The organism is Ochrobactrum quorumnocens, assembly GCF_002278035.1.
Classification (GTDB): domain Bacteria; phylum Pseudomonadota; class Alphaproteobacteria; order Rhizobiales; family Rhizobiaceae; genus Brucella; species Brucella quorumnocens.
On sequence record NZ_CP022604.1, the window covers coordinates 1,145,177 to 1,161,526 of the forward strand.

Below are 16,350 nucleotides of genomic sequence, written 5' to 3' on the forward strand. Positions count from 1 at the left end.
CTCCTCAAATTCAGTTGCCCAAATGTGGCCTGAAAAGCGGAGTCATGCAATGAACGTTTACTCATCGATCTATTCCGTTTAGTAATAGATCATGACTTCACTATCGAGACGCCTGCTTCCTTCAACGAGCGCGCTTGCCGCATTTGACGCGGTGGCGCGACACGAGAGCTTTTCTACCGCCGCAGAAGAGCTTTCGTTGACGCAAGGCGCGGTAAGTCGCCAGATTGCAACACTGGAAGAACAACTCGGTGCCGCCCTGTTTGACCGCACCAGCCGCCATGTTTTGCTGACCGATGCCGGACGCGCCTATCGGAATGCTATCAGTCCAGCCCTTGCTTCCATCCGCGCAGCCTCGCTACAGGTCATGTCGCAAATGCGTGGGACAACACTCAATCTGGCGTTTCTACCAACCTTTGGAACGCGGTGGCTGATCCCGCGAATACCTCGTTTTGTCGCTCACTATCCAGATATCATTCTAAATTTTGCCACGCGTATAGGTCAGTTCGACTTTGAACGAGAGGGACTTGATGCAGCAATTCATATTGGCCAACCGAACTGGCCCAATGCAGACTGCACATTTTTGATGGAGGAAACGGTTGCGCCTGTGTGCAGCCCGGCTTTTCTGAAACAGCACCCGGTTACTGCACCCAGCGACTTATTGCGACTGCCGCTTTTCAACATGGCGTCACGACCCGGCGCATGGAACCACTGGTTCAAAAGCCTCGACATTGCAGCGCCGATAGCGGGCGGAATGCGCTTCGAGCAATTCTCGAATGTTTCTCAGGCTTGTGTAGCTGGGCTTGGTATTGCGCTGATGCCGCTGTTTCTAATCAGCGCCGAAATTGAAAGCGGGCAGCTTGTTGTTGCCTACCAGCACACGGTCAAAAGCCCGAGCAGCTATTACTTCGTAACACCGCAGGCGCGCGCAAACACGCCTGCGGTCAAAGCTTTTCGAGATTGGCTTCTCACTGAAGTTAACCGCGAATTTGATCCTCACGCCATCGAGTTGCTGACGATCTCATAGGAACGAAGACGCTTCTGATGGTCATAGATCATGCCCGTCACCATCAATTCATCAGCGCCGGTGCGTTCGGCAAACTCGCGAATGCCCTTGTCGACGGTTTCAGGGCCACCCACGACACGGCATGACAGCATCTGGCGAACCAGTGCCTGTGCTGACGGATCAAGCTGCTCCTGATAACCCGCAACAGGCGCAGGCAACTTGCCCGGACGACCGCTGCGCAAGTTCACAAATGCCTGCAATTGCGACGTGAACAGATGATGCGCTTCTTCATCCGTATCGGCTGCAATGACGTTGAGTCCCAGCATCACATAAGGCTTTTGCAGATATTCGGACGGCTCAAATCGTTCGCGATAAAGGTCTACTGCGCGTTCCATATCAGCCGGTGCAAAATGTGAGGCGAAGCCATAAGGCAGTCCCAGCATCGCAGCCAGTTGCGCACCAAAAAGGCTAGAGCCGAGAATCCAGGCAGGAACATTCAGCCCTGCGCCCGGCACGGCCTGTACGCGCTGTGCGGGATCGGCCGGCTTGAAATAATTGAGAAGCTCCACAACATCGCGCGGAAAATCATTGGCGCTGCTTTCCAGATTGCGGCGCAGCGCATGCGCCGTCAGCTGATCGGTGCCCGGCGCGCGACCAAGTCCCAGATCAATACGCCCCGGAAACAGCGATGCCAGCGTCCCAAACTGTTCGGCAATCACCAGTGGCGAATGGTTGGGCAGCATGATTCCACCTGCCCCAACGCGAATGGTGGACGTGCCCGCCGCCACATGGCCGATAACTACCGAAGTTGCAGCACTGGCAATACCCGGCATGTTGTGATGCTCGGCCAGCCAATAGCGCGTGAAGCCCAATTTTTCGGCTTGCTGGGCCAGTTCGAGCGTGTTGCGCAGAGACTGTCCTGCATCGCTGCCTTCAGGGACGGGTGAAAGATCGAGTACGGATAAAGGTATCATGCTTGCTCATATGGTGTGGAACGGTTGGAATGCAACAGAGCGTAATCCGACCGGAGTGAAACGAGGATCGACAAGATTATGTTGGGAAGAAATCAGAGCGCCGATCTGATAAAATCAGATCGAAATACGCTCAAATCCCAACAAAAAGGGCGGCCCACATGTGGCCGCCCTTAATCTGATTATTCAATACAAGTTTCAGTGATGGACAGATTTCAGTGATGGGCTGCTGCCGCAGGCTCCTTGCCATCTTCCTGCGACGGTACGAACTCGCCTTCCACGTCCTTCTTGGCGATGAACGTATAGAACATCGGAACCACGAACAGCGTGAAGACCGTGCCGATGGTGATACCGGTGAAAATCACCAGACCCATCGAGTAACGCGCCGCTGCACCCGCACCGCTTGCAATGATCAGTGGAACAACACCCAGCGCCATTGCAGCCGTCGTCATCAGAATCGGACGCAGACGAGTTTCTGCGGAGAGAATGATGGCTTCACGACGCGAATGACCATGCAGGCGGCGTTGCTGATTGGCGAATTCCACCATCAGAATGCCGTGCTTGGTTATCAGTCCCACGAGTGTAATGAGACCGACCTGTGTGTAGATGTTCAGCGTTCCAAGGCCAAGGTTTAGCGGAACGATAGCACCGAAGATCGAAAGCGGAACCGACATCATGATGATGAACGGATCGCGGAAGCTTTCGAACTGCGCAGCCAGCACGAGATAGATAACGATAACGGCGAGGCCGAAAGCGATCAGAATCGTGTTTCCCTGCTCTACTTCGAGACGCGACTGTCCAGAATAGTCGAGGAAGAAGCCTTCAGGCATCTTCTGCTGAGCCAGATTGACGAGCGTCTGCAGGCCTTGACCCGTAGTCACGCTTGGCATTGGCAGCGCGGAAATCGTTGCAGAATTGAGCTGGTTGAACTGCTCAATAGCCGCAGGCGAAGCATTCTGCTTGATCTGAATGACCGATGACAGAGGCACCATCGAACCCGAAACACTGCGGACGTAGAATTCGCCAAGCTTTTCCGGGTTTGAACGATAGATATCCGGCACCTGACTGATGATGTCATAGCTGTTGGAATCGCGGTCGAACTGGGCAATCTTTGCACCACCTGTCAGAAGACCAAGCGTCGAACCGATGTCGCTGACCTGAACACCAAGCGTCGCAGCACGATCGCGGTCAATCGTAATCGTCGTCTGCGGCGCATTGTAGGACATCGAGTTCTGAACGATGATGAACTGACCCGTCGCCTGTGCCTCGTTCTTGATTTCTTCAGCAAGCTCGAACACCTGATCAGAAGGACCAGTCGACTGAAGAGCAATCGAAATCGGTAGACCGCCGCCCGTACCTGGTAGGGATGGTGGCGCGAAGATGAATGCTTCAACACCAGCCACCTTATCGATGCGTGCGGTCAGATCCTGCTGGATTGCCTTCTGCGAACGCGAACGCTCAGACCAATCCTTCAACACCCAGAGCGCAATACCCGAATTCGTACCGCCATCCATACCGACGATCTGGAAGCGTGTATCCAGTTCTGGCAGATCTTTTGTCAGACCATCAATCTGCTCGGCATAGAGGTTGGTATAAGCGGACGTTGCATATTGCGGAGCCTGGAACATCGAGAACAGCGCGCCGGAATCTTCTTCAGGTGCCAGTTCGGTTGATGTGTTGACGAACAGGAAGCCTGTGAGACCAACCAGAGCAATAACGATCATCAATGTAATCGGGCGATAATTAAGCGAGCCCGATACCATGCGATGATACCACTTCTCGAATCTCGAGAAGGTGCCGTCGATGAACTTCTGGAACCGCGATGCTTCGCCATGCTTAAGCATGCGCGCACACATCATCGGCGAAATCGTCAATGCCGCAACGCCTGAGATGATAACAGCGCCGGCCAGTGTGAAGGCAAACTCCCGGAACAGAGAACCGGTCAAACCGCCGGTAAACCCGAGAGGTGCGAACACTGCAGCCAGAGTGATGGTCATCGCGATAATTGAGCCGGTGATTTCCTTCATACCTTTGAAGGCCGCATCCATTGGACGCAATCCTTCCTCGATATGTCGGTGAATATTCTCCAACACCACAATCGCGTCATCGACCACCAGACCGATCGCCAGCACCATCGCGAGAAGCGACAAAAGGTTGATCGAGAAGCCGAGGATATAAAGGAAGAAGCAGACGCCGATCAGCGAAATCGGGATCGTTACGATTGGAATAAGCACTGCACGGAACGAACCGAGGAAAACGATGATGACCAGAATAACGATGGCCACGGCTTCCCCAATGGTCGTGAACACTTCCTTGATCGAAGAGCTGATCTGCTCGGTCGCGTCATAGACGAGATCAAGCTTCATGCCTTCAGGCAGCGATGCCTGGATCGACGGCAGTTCCTTGCGAACGGCGTTCGCCATATCAATTGGGTTTGCAGCAGGCGTTGGGTAAACGCCCAAGAACGTACCGGCAGAACCGTTGAACGCAACGATTGTATCTGTGCTTTTCGCAGCCAGTTCTACCTTTGCGACATCACGAAGACGAACGACCTCATCGCCGGAAGTCTTGATCGGCATAGCACCGAAGGCTTCAGGTGTCTGCAAGGTCGATTCCAGTGTGATCGAAGACGAGACATACTGGTTCTTGGTCGTACCCGGTGCCGAGAGGAAGTTCGACGCATTGATGGCGGCCAGAACTTCAGGTGCCGTGATCTCACGCGCTGCCAACTGGATTGGATCAATCCACACACGCATCGAATAGACCTGGCCACCGAGAATTTCAGCCTTTGCCACACCCTGAATGGTGGACATGCGAGGCTGAATAACACGCTCCAGATACTCTGTGATCTGCTCGCTGGTCATGTTTGGGTTTTGCGCTGCCAGATACATGGTAGCGAAGCTCTGACCAGTTCCTTTGACGATTACCGGATCATCGGATTCAGACGGTAGGTTGCCGCGAACCTGATTAACCTTCGCGATCACTTCGGTGAGTGCGGCATCTGGGTTAGCGCCAAGCTTCATCTGGACCGTCACCGTGCTCGACGAAGGACGGCTGGAAGAAGTGACGTAGTCAATGTCTTCAGTGGTTGCCACCGATTCAGCGATTGGCGACGTGATGAAGCCCTGAATAAGCTCCGCGCTTGCGCCGGCATAAGCCGTCGTAACGGTAATAACGGTTTCGTCGACTTTCGGATATTCACGCACCGTAAGCTGCGCAATCCCCTGAAGCCCCAGAAGAATGATCATGAGAGCGACCACAGTAGCAAGTACGGGTCGCCGGATGAAGATATCGGAAAAGCTCATCTTGCTCGCCTATTACTTGTCAGCCGCAGGCAGCGGATTGACTGTGTTGTCGATCGTTACAGTAGCTCCCGGCGAAAGCCGGTTTTGACCTGCATTGATCACGATATCGCCAGCCTTCAAGCCATCCGTAATTTCTACAACGCCGCCATAACGACGACCGAGCTTGACGAAGACTTGCTGTGCGACGAGCTTTTCAGCCTGTCCTTCAGGAGCCTTTTCACCTTCCTTCGGCTGCGCTGGACGAACAACATAGGCGTAATCACCATAAAGGCTGGTCACGATTGCAGTTTGGGGAAGTGCGAGAACATTTTCTTCTTGTGGAAGTTCGATGCGGACCTGAACAAACTGCCCAGGTGTCAGGCGCGGTTCATCGTTCTGTACTTCTGCACGGACCGAAACCAGACGACTTGACGAGTCAATCTTCGGATCAATACCGACAATCGTCCCGTTGTAATTGAGTTGATCAGCGCTTGGGCCGACCTTCACAGCCTGACCAAGCTTAAGTGAGGTTAGCGACTGTTCGGGAACAGTGAAATCAATCCGCATCTTGTCAGTTTCCTGCAAGGTGCCGATTACGGTGCCGGGGGTCAGATACTGGCCAAGATCGACTTTCGAAATACCAATTACGCCGTCAAAGGGAGCAGTAACGGTTTTCTGGTCGAGTACAGCCTGCATTTTCGCAACAGCTGCCTGTTTGGCGCTCGCAGCAGCAGCTGTTGTATCGACGTCGGAAACAGCACCAACACCACGCGTGCGCAGAGTTTCAGCACGCTTCAGGTTTTGATCAGCAAGAACGGCTTCAGCCTTGGCCGCCACCAGATCGGCAGTCTCGATGCTGTTTTCCAGTTCAAGCAGAACGTCGCCCTGCTTCACTTCCTGGTTGGCCTTGAAGTTGATTTTATCAACGATACCGTTGACCTGGACAGTCAGGTCTACACCATTGATTGCATTGGCCGAACCAATGGCTTCGATACCGGGTGTCCATACACCGGGTTGCAAGGTAACGGTAGAAACCGTCTTGGCTGGCTGCTGCATATTAGCGAAAAAATCTTTGATCGCTTGTGTTCTGAACAGGTTAAACCCAACAAGCCCCCCCACGACGATCACGAGGAAAATTATTGCCAGAATAAGGCGTTTGATCATTGCGGATGCACTCCAGGGCGTCGTTGGCGTGCTTCCTTTATGTTCCTCACAATTTGGTCGCACGTATTTTACTTGAATATCAGATGAAAATAACTGTACCGTCTGGACGGTATTGTCAACTATCGAACTGTCAGGAGACGCTCAGAATTGCACACAAAGAATAAGGTCTCTTCGCGAGAGCGCATTTTGCGCGCAGCAGTGGAACTCGCCCAAGAGGTCGGACCAGCCCATATATCTCTCGACGCGGTAGCCGCCCGCGCAGGCCTCTCAAAAGGAGGATTGCTTTATTCGTTTCCGACAAAAGCAAAGCTGCTTGAAGGTGTGGTCGAGGAGTATATGAAGGAGCATGAACGTGCGATGGATGTTCAGGAGAACCTCCAAAGCGGCGATAAAAACCGCATTGCACGCGCCTTTTTCGACGTTTATCGCATTCAGGCCGATGACGAGCCGCCAGCCAGCGGAATTCTGGCTGCACTTGTCGAGAATCCGGATTTCATGATTCCGGTCCGACATTATCATCGATCCGTTCTGGATCGAATGTTGAAAGATGCGACAGACCCCAACCTCGTTTTGATTACCTATCTAGCTCTTTCGGGTCTGGAATGTGGCCGTTTGCTTGATTGTGATATCATCAGTGATGAAGAGCGGCATTCAGTAATCTGTCGGCTTGAGCAGATACTGGAAGCTGGCTAAAACTGTATTTTGTTGAATTCAGATATAAAGAACGCGCCCTAAAGGCGCGTTTTCTTTCGATTATAATACATGCTCAAAGGGGTGATATGTCGCCCCTCTCCCATCCAGCAGTCGTTTCTGCCGCGAAATCTTCAAAACGCCCTTCAGCAATCGCCGCGCGGATGCCCTGCATGAGATACTGGTAATAGGCCAGATTATTCCATGTCAGCAGCATTCCGCCCAATGCTTCACCGGCCTTCACCAGATGATGCAGATAGGCGCGGCTGTAATCACGCGTCGCCGGGCAATTTGATTCTGGATCAAGCGGACGATGATCGTCGGCATGACGTGCATTGCGCAGGTTCACTTTGCCAAAGCGTGTAAATGCTAGACCATGACGACCTGCACGTGTCGGCATCACGCAATCGAACATGTCGATGCCGCGTGCAACCGATTTTAGAATGTCATCCGGCGTGCCAACGCCCATCAGATAGCGTGGCTTTTCGGTGGGCAGAATCGGACAAACCACTTCGAGCATATCGAGCATGACGCACTGCGGTTCACCAACCGCCAGACCACCAACGGAATAGCCCTTGAGATCCATGGCCTTCAGCGCTTCGGCAGAGCGTTCACGTAGGCGCGCATTGTCACCGCCCTGCACGATGCCGAACATCGCCTTGCCAGCCTGTGTACCAAAAGCCACCTTGCAGCGTTCTGCCCAACGCAGCGACAATTCCATCGCGCGTTCCGTATTATTTTCAGGCGATGGGAGTGCCACGCACTCATCAAGCTGCATCTGAATGTCGCTATCGAGAAGCCCCTGAATTTCGATGGAGCGCTCCGGCGTCATTTCATAAGGCTTACCGTCGATGTGCGAGCGGAAAGTCACACCGTTTTCATTGAGCTTACGCAGCTGCGCGAGCGACATGACCTGAAAGCCGCCGGAATCGGTCAGAATCGGGCCTTTCCAGCCGCCGAATTCATGCAGACCACCAAGACGAGCAACGCGTTCCGCACCCGGACGCAGCATCAGATGATAGGTGTTGCCGAGAATGATGTCGGCGCCCAAATCCTTCACCTGATCCATATACATGGCCTTGACGGTTCCGGCTGTACCAACCGGCATGAAGGCAGGCGTACGCACCACGCCGCGCGGCATGGAGATTTCGCCCTGACGGGCTGCGCCATCACGCGCAAGCACTTTGAATTCAAAATTTTCGCTGGTCATGCCGTGTCTCTAATGAATTATGCCGAAAAAGGGAACCGTTTCATTTCCTCTCAAGAAGACTGGAATCTCCATAGGAATAGAAACGGTAGCCTGTCTCGATTGCGTGCTTATAAGCGTCCTGCATCGTCTCAAAGCCACTAAAGGCCGAAACAAGCATGAAGAGCGTCGAGCGCGGCAAATGGAAATTAGTCATCAGCAGATCGACCGCCCGGAACTTATAGCCCGGTGTGATGAAAATATCGGTCGGGCCCGCCCATGGGCGAATGATGCCATCTTCACCGGCAGCGCTCTCGATCAGGCGCAGCGATGTTGTGCCGACACAGATTACCCGGCCACCTCGGGCATGAACGGCATTCAGCGCATCGGAAGTTTCCTGCGAAACGTAACCAATCTCGGAATGCATCTTATGGTCCGTGGTGTCGTCGGCTTTAACCGGCAGAAACGTGCCCGCCCCCACATGCAGCGTTACGAAATGTTCTTCGATGCCACGATCGCGGATTTTCTTGAGCAGATCGGGTGTGAAATGCAGCCCGGCAGTCGGTGCTGCAACAGCCCCTTCCTCACGCGCATAAACAGTCTGATAATCGCTGCGGTCGCGCTCATCTTCAGCGCGCTTGGATGCGATATAAGGCGGCAAAGGAATGTGGCCGACCGAAGCAATGGCTTCATCCAGCATCGCGCCAGAAAGATCGAACACCAGCAGAGCTTCACCCGCGTCACCCTTCTCAGCAACGGTTGCGTCGAGTGTTCCAAGGAAGCAGCTTGAACCGGAATGGCCGAAACGGATGCGGTCGCCTTCCTTCACGCGCTTGGCAGGACGCAGGAATGCTTTCCAGCGATCAGGGCCGGTACGCATGTGAAGTGTCGCACTGACCTGCGAAATATTGCCGTCGCGCTCGCGCATACCTTCAAGCTGCGCAGGAATGACTTTTGTATCGTTGAAAACGAGCGCATCGCCCGGCTGCAACAGATCAGGCAGCTCGAATACCTGTCGATCTTCGAATGGCTGGCCGGGACGCACACGCAAAAGCTTGGCGTGGTCGCGCGGTTCGGCGGGACGCAGAGCAATGCTCTCTTCCGGCAAATCGAAATCGAAAAGATCAACGCGCATCATAAACCTCATCAGAGCATTTCTGTCGGAATGTCACGACCGGAAATGCATCAAAGCAAGAGCGGCCCCGGCAAAACCGGAGCCGCTGTATTTCTATAGAAACGACAGGATTAGATGTCTGCTGCGATGCGTGCAGTTACGATCGTGTCTGGATCCGTAACCGGTTCGCCGCGCTTGATCGTGTCAACATTGTCCATACCTTCAATGACCTGACCCCAAACAGTGTACTGACGGTCAAGCCAAGGCGCATCGGTGAAGCAGATGAAGAACTGCGAGTTGGCCGAGTTCGGGTTCTGCGAACGTGCCATCGAAGCCGTGCCACGCTTGTGCTGCGTGTTCGAGAATTCTGCCTTAAGATCAGGCTTTTCAGAGCCGCCCATCCCAGCGCGCGAACCGTTGAAATGTGCGCCACCCGTCTTGCCGAACTTCACGTCGCCAGTCTGCGCCATGAAACCATCAATCACGCGGTGGAATACAACGCCGTCGTAAGCGCCTTCGCGCGCAAGTTCCTTGATGCGTTCTACATGGCCAGGAGCCAGGTCTGGATAGAGTTCGAGAACGACATTGCCCTTGGTGGTTTCAAGAACGAGGGTGTTTTCTGGGTCTTTGTAAGCCATCGGGCCTCTCCTATTGAACGCATCCCAAAATGTTGAATGATTCTTGAGACAAGGGATGCGTATTGAATTTAAAACTTATTTCTTGTCGATCGTGGCCTTGATGATCTTGTCAGGGGTTTCAACCGAGCCATTGTCGGATTCACTTCCCTTTTTGATCTTATCAACTACGTCCATACCACTGACAACCTTGCCAACAACAGTGTACTGGCCGTTCAGGAATGCGCCATCATTGAACATGATAAAGAACTGTGAGTTTGCCGAATTCGGGTCCTGGCTACGAGCCATACCAACCGTACCGCGCACGAAAGGTTCCTTGGAAAACTCAGCCGGAATGTTTGGCAGTTCCGAACCACCTGTGCCAACGCGCGAAGCATTGAAACCCTTTTCCATGTTGCCGAACTTCACGTCGCCTGTCTGAGCCATGAAGCCTGGAATCACGCGATGGAAAGCCACGCCGTTATAAGCGCCTTCCTTCACCAGCTTTTCAATCTGCGCGACGTGCTTGGGTGCAACGCTTGGGTTCAGCTCAATAGCGACATTGCCGTCTTTGAGCTGCAAATTGAGGGTGTCAGCAGCAAAGGCTGCACCTTGAGAAAATGCAACGATGCTAGCTGCGACAAGCGCCGAACGAATAAATGGCATGATCGGAAAACTCCCTGCGATCAGGATTTGAATTTGGCTTCGAGCGCAGCGGCAACGGCTGCGGGAGCGAAAGGACGAATATCACCGCCCATAGAGGCAATCTGACGAACCAATGTGGCAGTAATCGTGCGCACGGCAGGATCGGCAGGTAGAAAAACAGTCTGAAGTTCCGGCGCCATGGTGCCGTTCATGCCGGCCATCTGCATCTCATAATCGAGATCTGTGCCATCACGTAATCCACGAACCATCAGCTGCGCACCATGTTTGCGCGCGGCATCAATCACCAGATTATCGAATGAAATCACAGAAAGCCGATTGGCATCCTTACCCAGAATAACCTCGGCGCTCGCACCGATAAGCTCGACGCGTTCCTCAAAACTGAACAATGGTTTTTTGCCCGGATGCACGCCAATGGCGACAATAACCTTGTCCGCAAGGCGCAGCGCGCCTTTCAGTACATCCATATGGCCATTGGTCACCGGGTCGAAGGAGCCAGCATAAATCGCTATCGTCATTTCTTCCAGCTAGCCTTTTCTCGTCAGATTTTCAACAACAACCACAATTGGAAAGAAATCAGAAACCAAGAAAACAGATGAATGCGATATGAACAACGATTTCACGACAAGTTCACAACCGATTTACCAAGATAGGCGCAAATTTGGTGCAACCTTTTCGCTTCTCAAGCGTATCTATAACGAAAGGATACCGCGATGATGATATTTCTTCTGGCATTATCCATGATGGTAGCGATGGCTGCATCGGCGATTGTATTGCTTCTGGAAGAGACCGAAGCGAAGCGCCAACGCGTACGTCCGACGGCATTTAGCCTCAGCACCATGCGTAAATTGAGTTCGCGTTAGTCTGTACAATGAGTTTCTGAAGATCGCCAATATCCTCCAGTCTTGGCATCTGAAAAAGGCCGATGGAAATCCCATCGGCCTTTTTGCTTTGCTTCAAGGATTGCCCGATACTTCTCAGTATCGGGCTCCTCATTTTATTCCTCGCTTGGTGCTACTGGCGTTTCACCTTCAGGGCCAGAATCACCAGCTTCAACAACACCGTTTTCTTCGTCGCTCTCCGTTTCCGAAATGCGCTCGACCGAAACAACTTTTTCGCCATCAGCCGTGTTGAAGATCGTGACACCCTTAGTTGAACGTCCGGCAATACGAATGCCGCCGACCGGGACACGGATCAGCTGACCGCCGTCAGAGACCAGAAGAATCTGGTCGCTTGCTTCAACAGGGAATAGTGCAACGAGCTTGCCGATTTCTTCGGCTTTCGAAGTATCTGTTGCACGGATGCCCTTGCCGCCACGACCCGAAACACGGAACTCATAAGACGAAGAACGCTTGCCGTAACCATACTCACTAACAGTGAGAACGGTCTGTTCACGCGCTTTCAACTCCTGATAAAGCTCCTCGTTGAGTTCTGCTTCAACCGCGACTTCTTCTCCAACAACAACGATATCATCCGCATCGTCAGCACCCTGTGCACGGCGCTCGGCGATCGAGCGCTTGAGATATGCAGCACGCTGCGAAGCATCGGCATCGACGTGATGCAGGATCGCCATGGAGATGACCTTATCGCCATCCGCCAGATTGATACCGCGAACGCCTATCGAATTGCGGCCTGCAAAGACGCGAACGTCAGTCACAGGGAAGCGAATGCACTGGCCACCGGCACAAGTCAGAAGAACGTCATCAAATTCGGTACATGTATCGACCGAAAGGATTTCATCGCCCTCTTCTTCCAGCTTCATCGCGATCTTACCGTTGCGGTTGACCTGAACGAAGTCAGAAAGCTTGTTACGGCGCACGGTTCCGCGCGTCGTCGAGAACATGACGTCGAGGTTTGCCCAGGATTCTTCATCCTCCGGCAATGGCATGATTGTTGTAATACGCTCACCCTGCTGCAATGGCAGCATATTGATGAGTGCCTTACCGCGCGATTGCGGATTACCGACCGGCAGACGCCAGACTTTTTCCTTGTAGACGATACCGCGCGAGGAGAAGAACAGCACCGGCGTATGCGTATTGGCGACGAACAGACGGGTTACGAAATCCTCGTCCTTCGTTGCCATGCCGGAGCGGCCTTTGCCGCCACGACGCTGCGCACGATAAGTCGCCAGCGGCACACGCTTGATATAACCCGCATGGCTAACCGTCACGACCATATCTTCACGGGCGATGAGGTCTTCATCGTCCATTTCCGCGCCACCGAGACCGAACTCGGTGCGGCGTGGCGTGGCGAACTCGTCGCGAACGGCAATCATCTCTTCTTTGACGATTGTCATGACGCGAATGCGTGAGCCAAGAATATCCAGATAGTCGCGGATTTCTTCGCCGATTTTGTTCAGCTCGTCCGCAACTTCGTCGCGACCAAGTGCTGTCAGGCGCTGCAGACGCAGATCAAGGATAGCACGAGCCTGCTCTTCAGAAAGGTTATACGTGTTGTCTTCATTGATCCGGTGACGCGGATCGTCAATCAGACGGATCAGTGGTGCAACGTCAGCGGCAGGCCAGCGACGTTCCATCAACTGCTCGCGTGCCGTTGCCGGATCGGGCGCACGACGAATGAGAGCGATGATCTCGTCAATATTGGCGACAGCGATAGCCAGACCAACCAAGACATGTGCACGATCACGCGCCTTGTTGAGCAGGAATTTCGTGCGACGCGTAACCACTTCCTCGCGGAAGGCAACAAATGCGCGCAGCATATCGAGAAGGTTGAGCTGTTCCGGCTTCCCACCGTTCAGCGCCACCATGTTGCAGCCAAACGAGGTCTGCAATGGCGTGTAGCGATAAAGCTGGTTCAGCACCACATCAGCAACCGCATCGCGCTTCAGTTCGACCACAACGCGATAGCCTTCGCGGTCAGATTCGTCGCGCAGGTCGGAAATGCCTTCAATACGCTTGTCGCGCACCAGTTCGGCCATTTTCTCGATCATCGAAGCCTTGTTCACCTGATAGGGAACTTCGGTGATGATGATAGCTTCGCGGTCGCCACGCATTGGTTCAATCGCTACGCGACCGCGCATGATGACCGAGCCACGACCCGTGGTGTAGGCAGAATTGATGCCAGCGCGTCCGAGAATAATACCACCGGTCGGGAAATCCGGACCAGGGATGATCTCCATCATTTCTTCCAGTTCAATGGCTGGATTTTCAATGAGCGCTACGCAGCCGTCGATGACTTCGCCAAGATTATGCGGCGGGATGTTGGTCGCCATACCGACCGCAATACCGCCAGAACCATTGACAAGCAGGTTCGGAAAGCGTGCAGGCAGAACCATCGGTTCCCGCTCGCGGCCATCATAGTTATCCTGAAAATCAACCGTATCCTTGTCGATATCCGACAGAAGGGATTCAGTGACTTTTTCCAGACGGCATTCGGTGTAACGCATTGCCGCTGGCGGATCGCCATCGATGGAACCGAAATTGCCCTGTCCATCCACAAGTGGATCACGCAAGGAGAAGTCCTGCGCCATACGCACGAGGGCGTCATAAATCGATGCGTCACCATGCGGATGGTACTTACCCATCACTTCACCGATCACACCTGCCGATTTACGGTAGGGGCGATTGTAAGCGAGGTTCATCTCGTTCATGGCATGGAGGATACGGCGATGCACAGGCTTGAGGCCGTCGCGCACGTCAGGCAGAGCGCGGCTCACGATAACGCTCATTGCGTAATCGAGATAGGAGCGCTGCATCTCCTCAATAATGGAAATCGGTTCGATACCTGTAGGGCCGCTCGGGCCGTCATTCATATCTTCGGAACCGGGTGGAGGCGTTTGATCTGACACTATTCAGATATCTTTCTCAACAGAATCGATAAAGTCACTTTATAAAGTAAAACGGTACAAAACGCCAATTTCGCGACCATTTCAACCGGCTTATTTCCATTATAAAATCAATAACTTAAAAGATATTCACATAAAGATCGCGCAATGATGTTGCCGCAAAGCGCGCTTTCCGTCGACCGAGCGTCCTTCATCAGGTACAATCTGGTTTACAATTCAGGTAAAGAATATCAACAAAAGGGGCGAGTTTAGCATGGGGTTCTACGATACGGTTTTCAGCGCCTTCGTCACCCTTCTCGTCACAATCGATCCACCCGGCCTTGCGCCGCTATTTTTAGCACTCACACCGGGCATGGACCGCAGCCATCGCGGTCAGGTCGCGCTGCGCGCATCCATCATCGGTTTCATTGTCATGGCGCTGTTTGCCATAGCTGGCGTACAGATATTGGGAATGTTCGGCATCAGCATCGGTGCTTTCCGCGTCGCAGGTGGCTTGTTGCTTTTCTGGATCGCTTTCGAAATGATTTTTGAGAAACGAACCGAGCGCAAGGAAAAGAGCGCCGAGGTAGCCATCACCAAGGATCATATCCGCAATATCGCCGCCTTCCCGCTCGCCATTCCATTGATCGCCGGCCCGGGTGCGATTTCAGCAATCGTACTGACATCGGATTCCTTTGACGGCATCGGCCCACGGGCCGCTCTGCTCGGGGTGATAGCTGTTTGCTTGTTGATTACGTATTTTGTGCTGTTACTCGCAGAACGCGTCGACCGGTTTCTTGGCGAAACCGGTCGTTCTATCCTGACCCGTCTGCTGGGTGTCATACTCGCAGCGCTTGCAGTTCAATTCGTCGCAGACGGCGTGAAGTCTTTAATCAACGGTTAGCGCATCGGCGCAAAAATCGGAATCAATTTTTGTAAAGCACGATGCGTAGAATCAAAGAGTTAGAGCATGCTTTGCACGTCCGAAAGGACGCACGGTGCTCTAAACAGATTTCATTGCTTTCTTGCCAATCATCGCGTGGCGAAGCTTGGACGAGAACCAGTCGATAACGGCGACCGCCACGAGGATCATCAGGATCAGGAATGAAACGTCCTGAAGATTGAGAACCTTGATCTGTTCTGCAAGGTGGGCACCAATACCACCTGCCCCGACAATACCGATGATCGTCGCGGAACGAGTGTTGGATTCAAAGAAATAAAGCACCTGACTGCCCATGAGCGGCGAAACCTGCGGCAATATACCGAAGCGATAGCCGTGCAGTCTGTTGCCCCCGGAAGATACAACGCCTTCCACTGGCTTCTTGTCCGCGCCTTCAATGGCTTCGGAAAACAGCTTCCCGAATGCACCGAAATCCGAGCAGGCAATTGCAAGAATGCCAGCGAACGGTCCAAGGCCTACCACAGATACCCATATCAATGCCCAGATCAGTGTATCGACGCCGCGAATGGTATCGAGAAAGCGACGAATGCCGAAGTGGAGAAAGATATTCGGAATAATGTTCTTCGCAGCCAGAAAACCGAATGGGAACGCAAGAAGCGCGGCCAGCAATGTGCCAAGATACGCGATCGCCAGCGTTTCCATCATGGACCACAGATAAAGGCTGAAACGGCCACCGGATGACGGCGGCATCATCATCAGCGCAAAATCTCCAAGACGCCCCAGCCCATTGAGAATGCGCAGCAGCGAGAAATCGAGCCAATAGAAGGCAAACCAGACCGAAGCGATCACAGATACGGTTAAAATCGCCAGATTGCGCCATGCGCGCGCATTCCCGAACAATTCGGCATGTTCGGCCCTGAGTTCTTTTTCATGCGCGTGCGCTTCGCGGGAGAGACTTTGTGCTACATCAGTCATG

Annotated in this window: 14 protein-coding genes; 4 read left to right on the plus strand and 10 right to left on the minus strand. The window is 53.3% G+C overall.

What is annotated here, in order from left to right; all coding sequences use genetic code 11:
* Positions 1–91: 91 nt before the first annotated feature.
* The gene (locus CES85_RS15020) at positions 92–1,024 is read left to right on the plus strand and encodes a LysR family transcriptional regulator (RefSeq protein ID WP_095446690.1); all 933 of its coding nucleotides are present in this window, start codon (positions 92–94) and stop codon (positions 1,022–1,024) included.
* On the opposite strand, the gene CES85_RS15025 is transcribed toward CES85_RS15020, so the two are convergent.
* The 3 genes from CES85_RS15025 to CES85_RS15035 all read right to left on the minus strand — a co-directional run bounded on the left by CES85_RS15025 (position 994) and on the right by CES85_RS15035 (position 6,422).
* Entirely contained in the window at positions 994–1,977 is a 984-nt protein-coding gene (locus CES85_RS15025) for an LLM class flavin-dependent oxidoreductase (protein WP_095446691.1), read from the minus strand. The genes CES85_RS15020 and CES85_RS15025 overlap by 31 nt on opposite strands.
* A gap of 212 nt (positions 1,978–2,189) precedes the next feature.
* Entirely contained in the window at positions 2,190–5,279 is a 3,090-nt protein-coding gene (locus CES85_RS15030; protein WP_095446692.1) for an efflux RND transporter permease subunit, read from the minus strand.
* 12 nt (positions 5,280–5,291) lie between these two features.
* Positions 5,292–6,422 carry an efflux RND transporter periplasmic adaptor subunit gene (locus CES85_RS15035; protein WP_095446693.1) on the minus strand — a complete coding sequence of 377 codons (1,131 nt, stop codon included), beginning with the start codon at positions 6,420–6,422 and terminating at the stop codon, positions 5,292–5,294.
* A gap of 147 nt (positions 6,423–6,569) precedes the next feature.
* Between CES85_RS15035 and CES85_RS15040 the strand changes: the two genes are divergently transcribed.
* The gene (locus tag CES85_RS15040; RefSeq protein ID WP_095446694.1) at positions 6,570–7,115 is read left to right on the plus strand and encodes a TetR/AcrR family transcriptional regulator; all 546 of its coding nucleotides are present in this window, start codon (positions 6,570–6,572) and stop codon (positions 7,113–7,115) included.
* Positions 7,116–7,188: 73 nt separating this feature from the next.
* On the opposite strand, the gene tgt is transcribed toward CES85_RS15040, so the two are convergent.
* From tgt to coaD, 5 genes are all read right to left on the minus strand, one after another.
* Positions 7,189–8,322, minus strand: coding sequence for a tRNA guanosine(34) transglycosylase Tgt (tgt, locus tag CES85_RS15045; RefSeq protein WP_095446695.1), 1,134 nt, complete (start codon positions 8,320–8,322; stop codon positions 7,189–7,191).
* Between the two features lie 40 nt (positions 8,323–8,362).
* On the minus strand, positions 8,363–9,433 hold the full coding sequence (gene queA / locus CES85_RS15050; RefSeq protein WP_095446696.1) for a tRNA preQ1(34) S-adenosylmethionine ribosyltransferase-isomerase QueA: 1,071 nt from the start codon (positions 9,431–9,433) through the stop codon (positions 8,363–8,365).
* Between the two features lie 110 nt (positions 9,434–9,543).
* Positions 9,544–10,050, minus strand: coding sequence for a peptidylprolyl isomerase (locus CES85_RS15055; RefSeq protein WP_095446697.1), 507 nt, complete (start codon positions 10,048–10,050; stop codon positions 9,544–9,546).
* A gap of 75 nt (positions 10,051–10,125) precedes the next feature.
* Positions 10,126–10,692: a peptidylprolyl isomerase gene (locus CES85_RS15060; protein WP_095446698.1), complete on the minus strand. Its 567-nt coding sequence runs from the start codon at positions 10,690–10,692 to the stop codon at positions 10,126–10,128.
* Positions 10,693–10,712: 20 nt separating this feature from the next.
* Positions 10,713–11,207 (minus strand): pantetheine-phosphate adenylyltransferase, encoded by a 495-nt coding sequence (gene coaD, locus CES85_RS15065; protein ID WP_095446699.1) that lies wholly within the window; start codon positions 11,205–11,207, stop codon positions 10,713–10,715.
* Positions 11,208–11,402: 195 nt separating this feature from the next.
* On the opposite strand from coaD, the gene CES85_RS27440 reads away from it, so the two are divergent.
* Positions 11,403–11,552, plus strand: a complete 150-nt coding sequence (locus CES85_RS27440) for a hypothetical protein (RefSeq protein ID WP_166673844.1) — start codon at positions 11,403–11,405, stop codon at positions 11,550–11,552.
* 134 nt (positions 11,553–11,686) lie between these two features.
* Here CES85_RS27440 and gyrA read toward each other — a convergent pair whose 3' ends face one another.
* On the minus strand, positions 11,687–14,461 hold the full coding sequence (gene gyrA / locus CES85_RS15070; RefSeq protein ID WP_095447907.1) for a DNA gyrase subunit A: 2,775 nt from the start codon (positions 14,459–14,461) through the stop codon (positions 11,687–11,689).
* Positions 14,462–14,747: 286 nt separating this feature from the next.
* Between gyrA and CES85_RS15075 the strand changes: the two genes are divergently transcribed.
* Positions 14,748–15,377: a MarC family protein gene (locus CES85_RS15075; protein ID WP_095446700.1), complete on the plus strand. Its 630-nt coding sequence runs from the start codon at positions 14,748–14,750 to the stop codon at positions 15,375–15,377.
* 99 nt (positions 15,378–15,476) lie between these two features.
* Here the strand turns inward: CES85_RS15075 and phnE are convergent, their stop codons facing one another.
* Positions 15,477–16,349: a phosphonate ABC transporter, permease protein PhnE gene (gene phnE, locus CES85_RS15080; protein ID WP_095446701.1), complete on the minus strand. Its 873-nt coding sequence runs from the start codon at positions 16,347–16,349 to the stop codon at positions 15,477–15,479.
* Position 16,350: the final 1 nt, after the last annotated feature.

Excerpts from the sequence above, each read along its gene's own strand:
- queA (WP_095446696.1), bottom strand. The coding sequence starts at position 9,433 with ATGCGCGTTGATCTTTTCGATTTCGATTTGCCGGAAGAGAGCATTGCT.
- CES85_RS15055 (WP_095446697.1), bottom strand. The coding sequence starts at position 10,050 with ATGGCTTACAAAGACCCAGAAAACACCCTCGTTCTTGAAACCACCAAG.
- tgt (WP_095446695.1), bottom strand. The coding sequence starts at position 8,322 with ATGACCAGCGAAAATTTTGAATTCAAAGTGCTTGCGCGTGATGGCGCA.
- CES85_RS15030 (WP_095446692.1), bottom strand. The coding sequence starts at position 5,279 with ATGAGCTTTTCCGATATCTTCATCCGGCGACCCGTACTTGCTACTGTG.
- CES85_RS15075 (WP_095446700.1), top strand. The coding sequence starts at position 14,748 with ATGGGGTTCTACGATACGGTTTTCAGCGCCTTCGTCACCCTTCTCGTC.
- CES85_RS15025 (WP_095446691.1), bottom strand. The coding sequence starts at position 1,977 with ATGATACCTTTATCCGTACTCGATCTTTCACCCGTCCCTGAAGGCAGC.
- coaD (WP_095446699.1), bottom strand. The coding sequence starts at position 11,207 with ATGACGATAGCGATTTATGCTGGCTCCTTCGACCCGGTGACCAATGGC.
- gyrA (WP_095447907.1), bottom strand. The coding sequence starts at position 14,461 with ATGAATGACGGCCCGAGCGGCCCTACAGGTATCGAACCGATTTCCATT.
- CES85_RS15020 (WP_095446690.1), top strand. The coding sequence starts at position 92 with ATGACTTCACTATCGAGACGCCTGCTTCCTTCAACGAGCGCGCTTGCC.
- phnE (WP_095446701.1), bottom strand. The coding sequence starts at position 16,349 with ATGACTGATGTAGCACAAAGTCTCTCCCGCGAAGCGCACGCGCATGAA.
- CES85_RS15060 (WP_095446698.1), bottom strand. The coding sequence starts at position 10,692 with ATGCCATTTATTCGTTCGGCGCTTGTCGCAGCTAGCATCGTTGCATTT.
- CES85_RS15035 (WP_095446693.1), bottom strand. The coding sequence starts at position 6,422 with ATGATCAAACGCCTTATTCTGGCAATAATTTTCCTCGTGATCGTCGTG.
- CES85_RS27440 (WP_166673844.1), top strand. The coding sequence starts at position 11,403 with ATGATGATATTTCTTCTGGCATTATCCATGATGGTAGCGATGGCTGCA.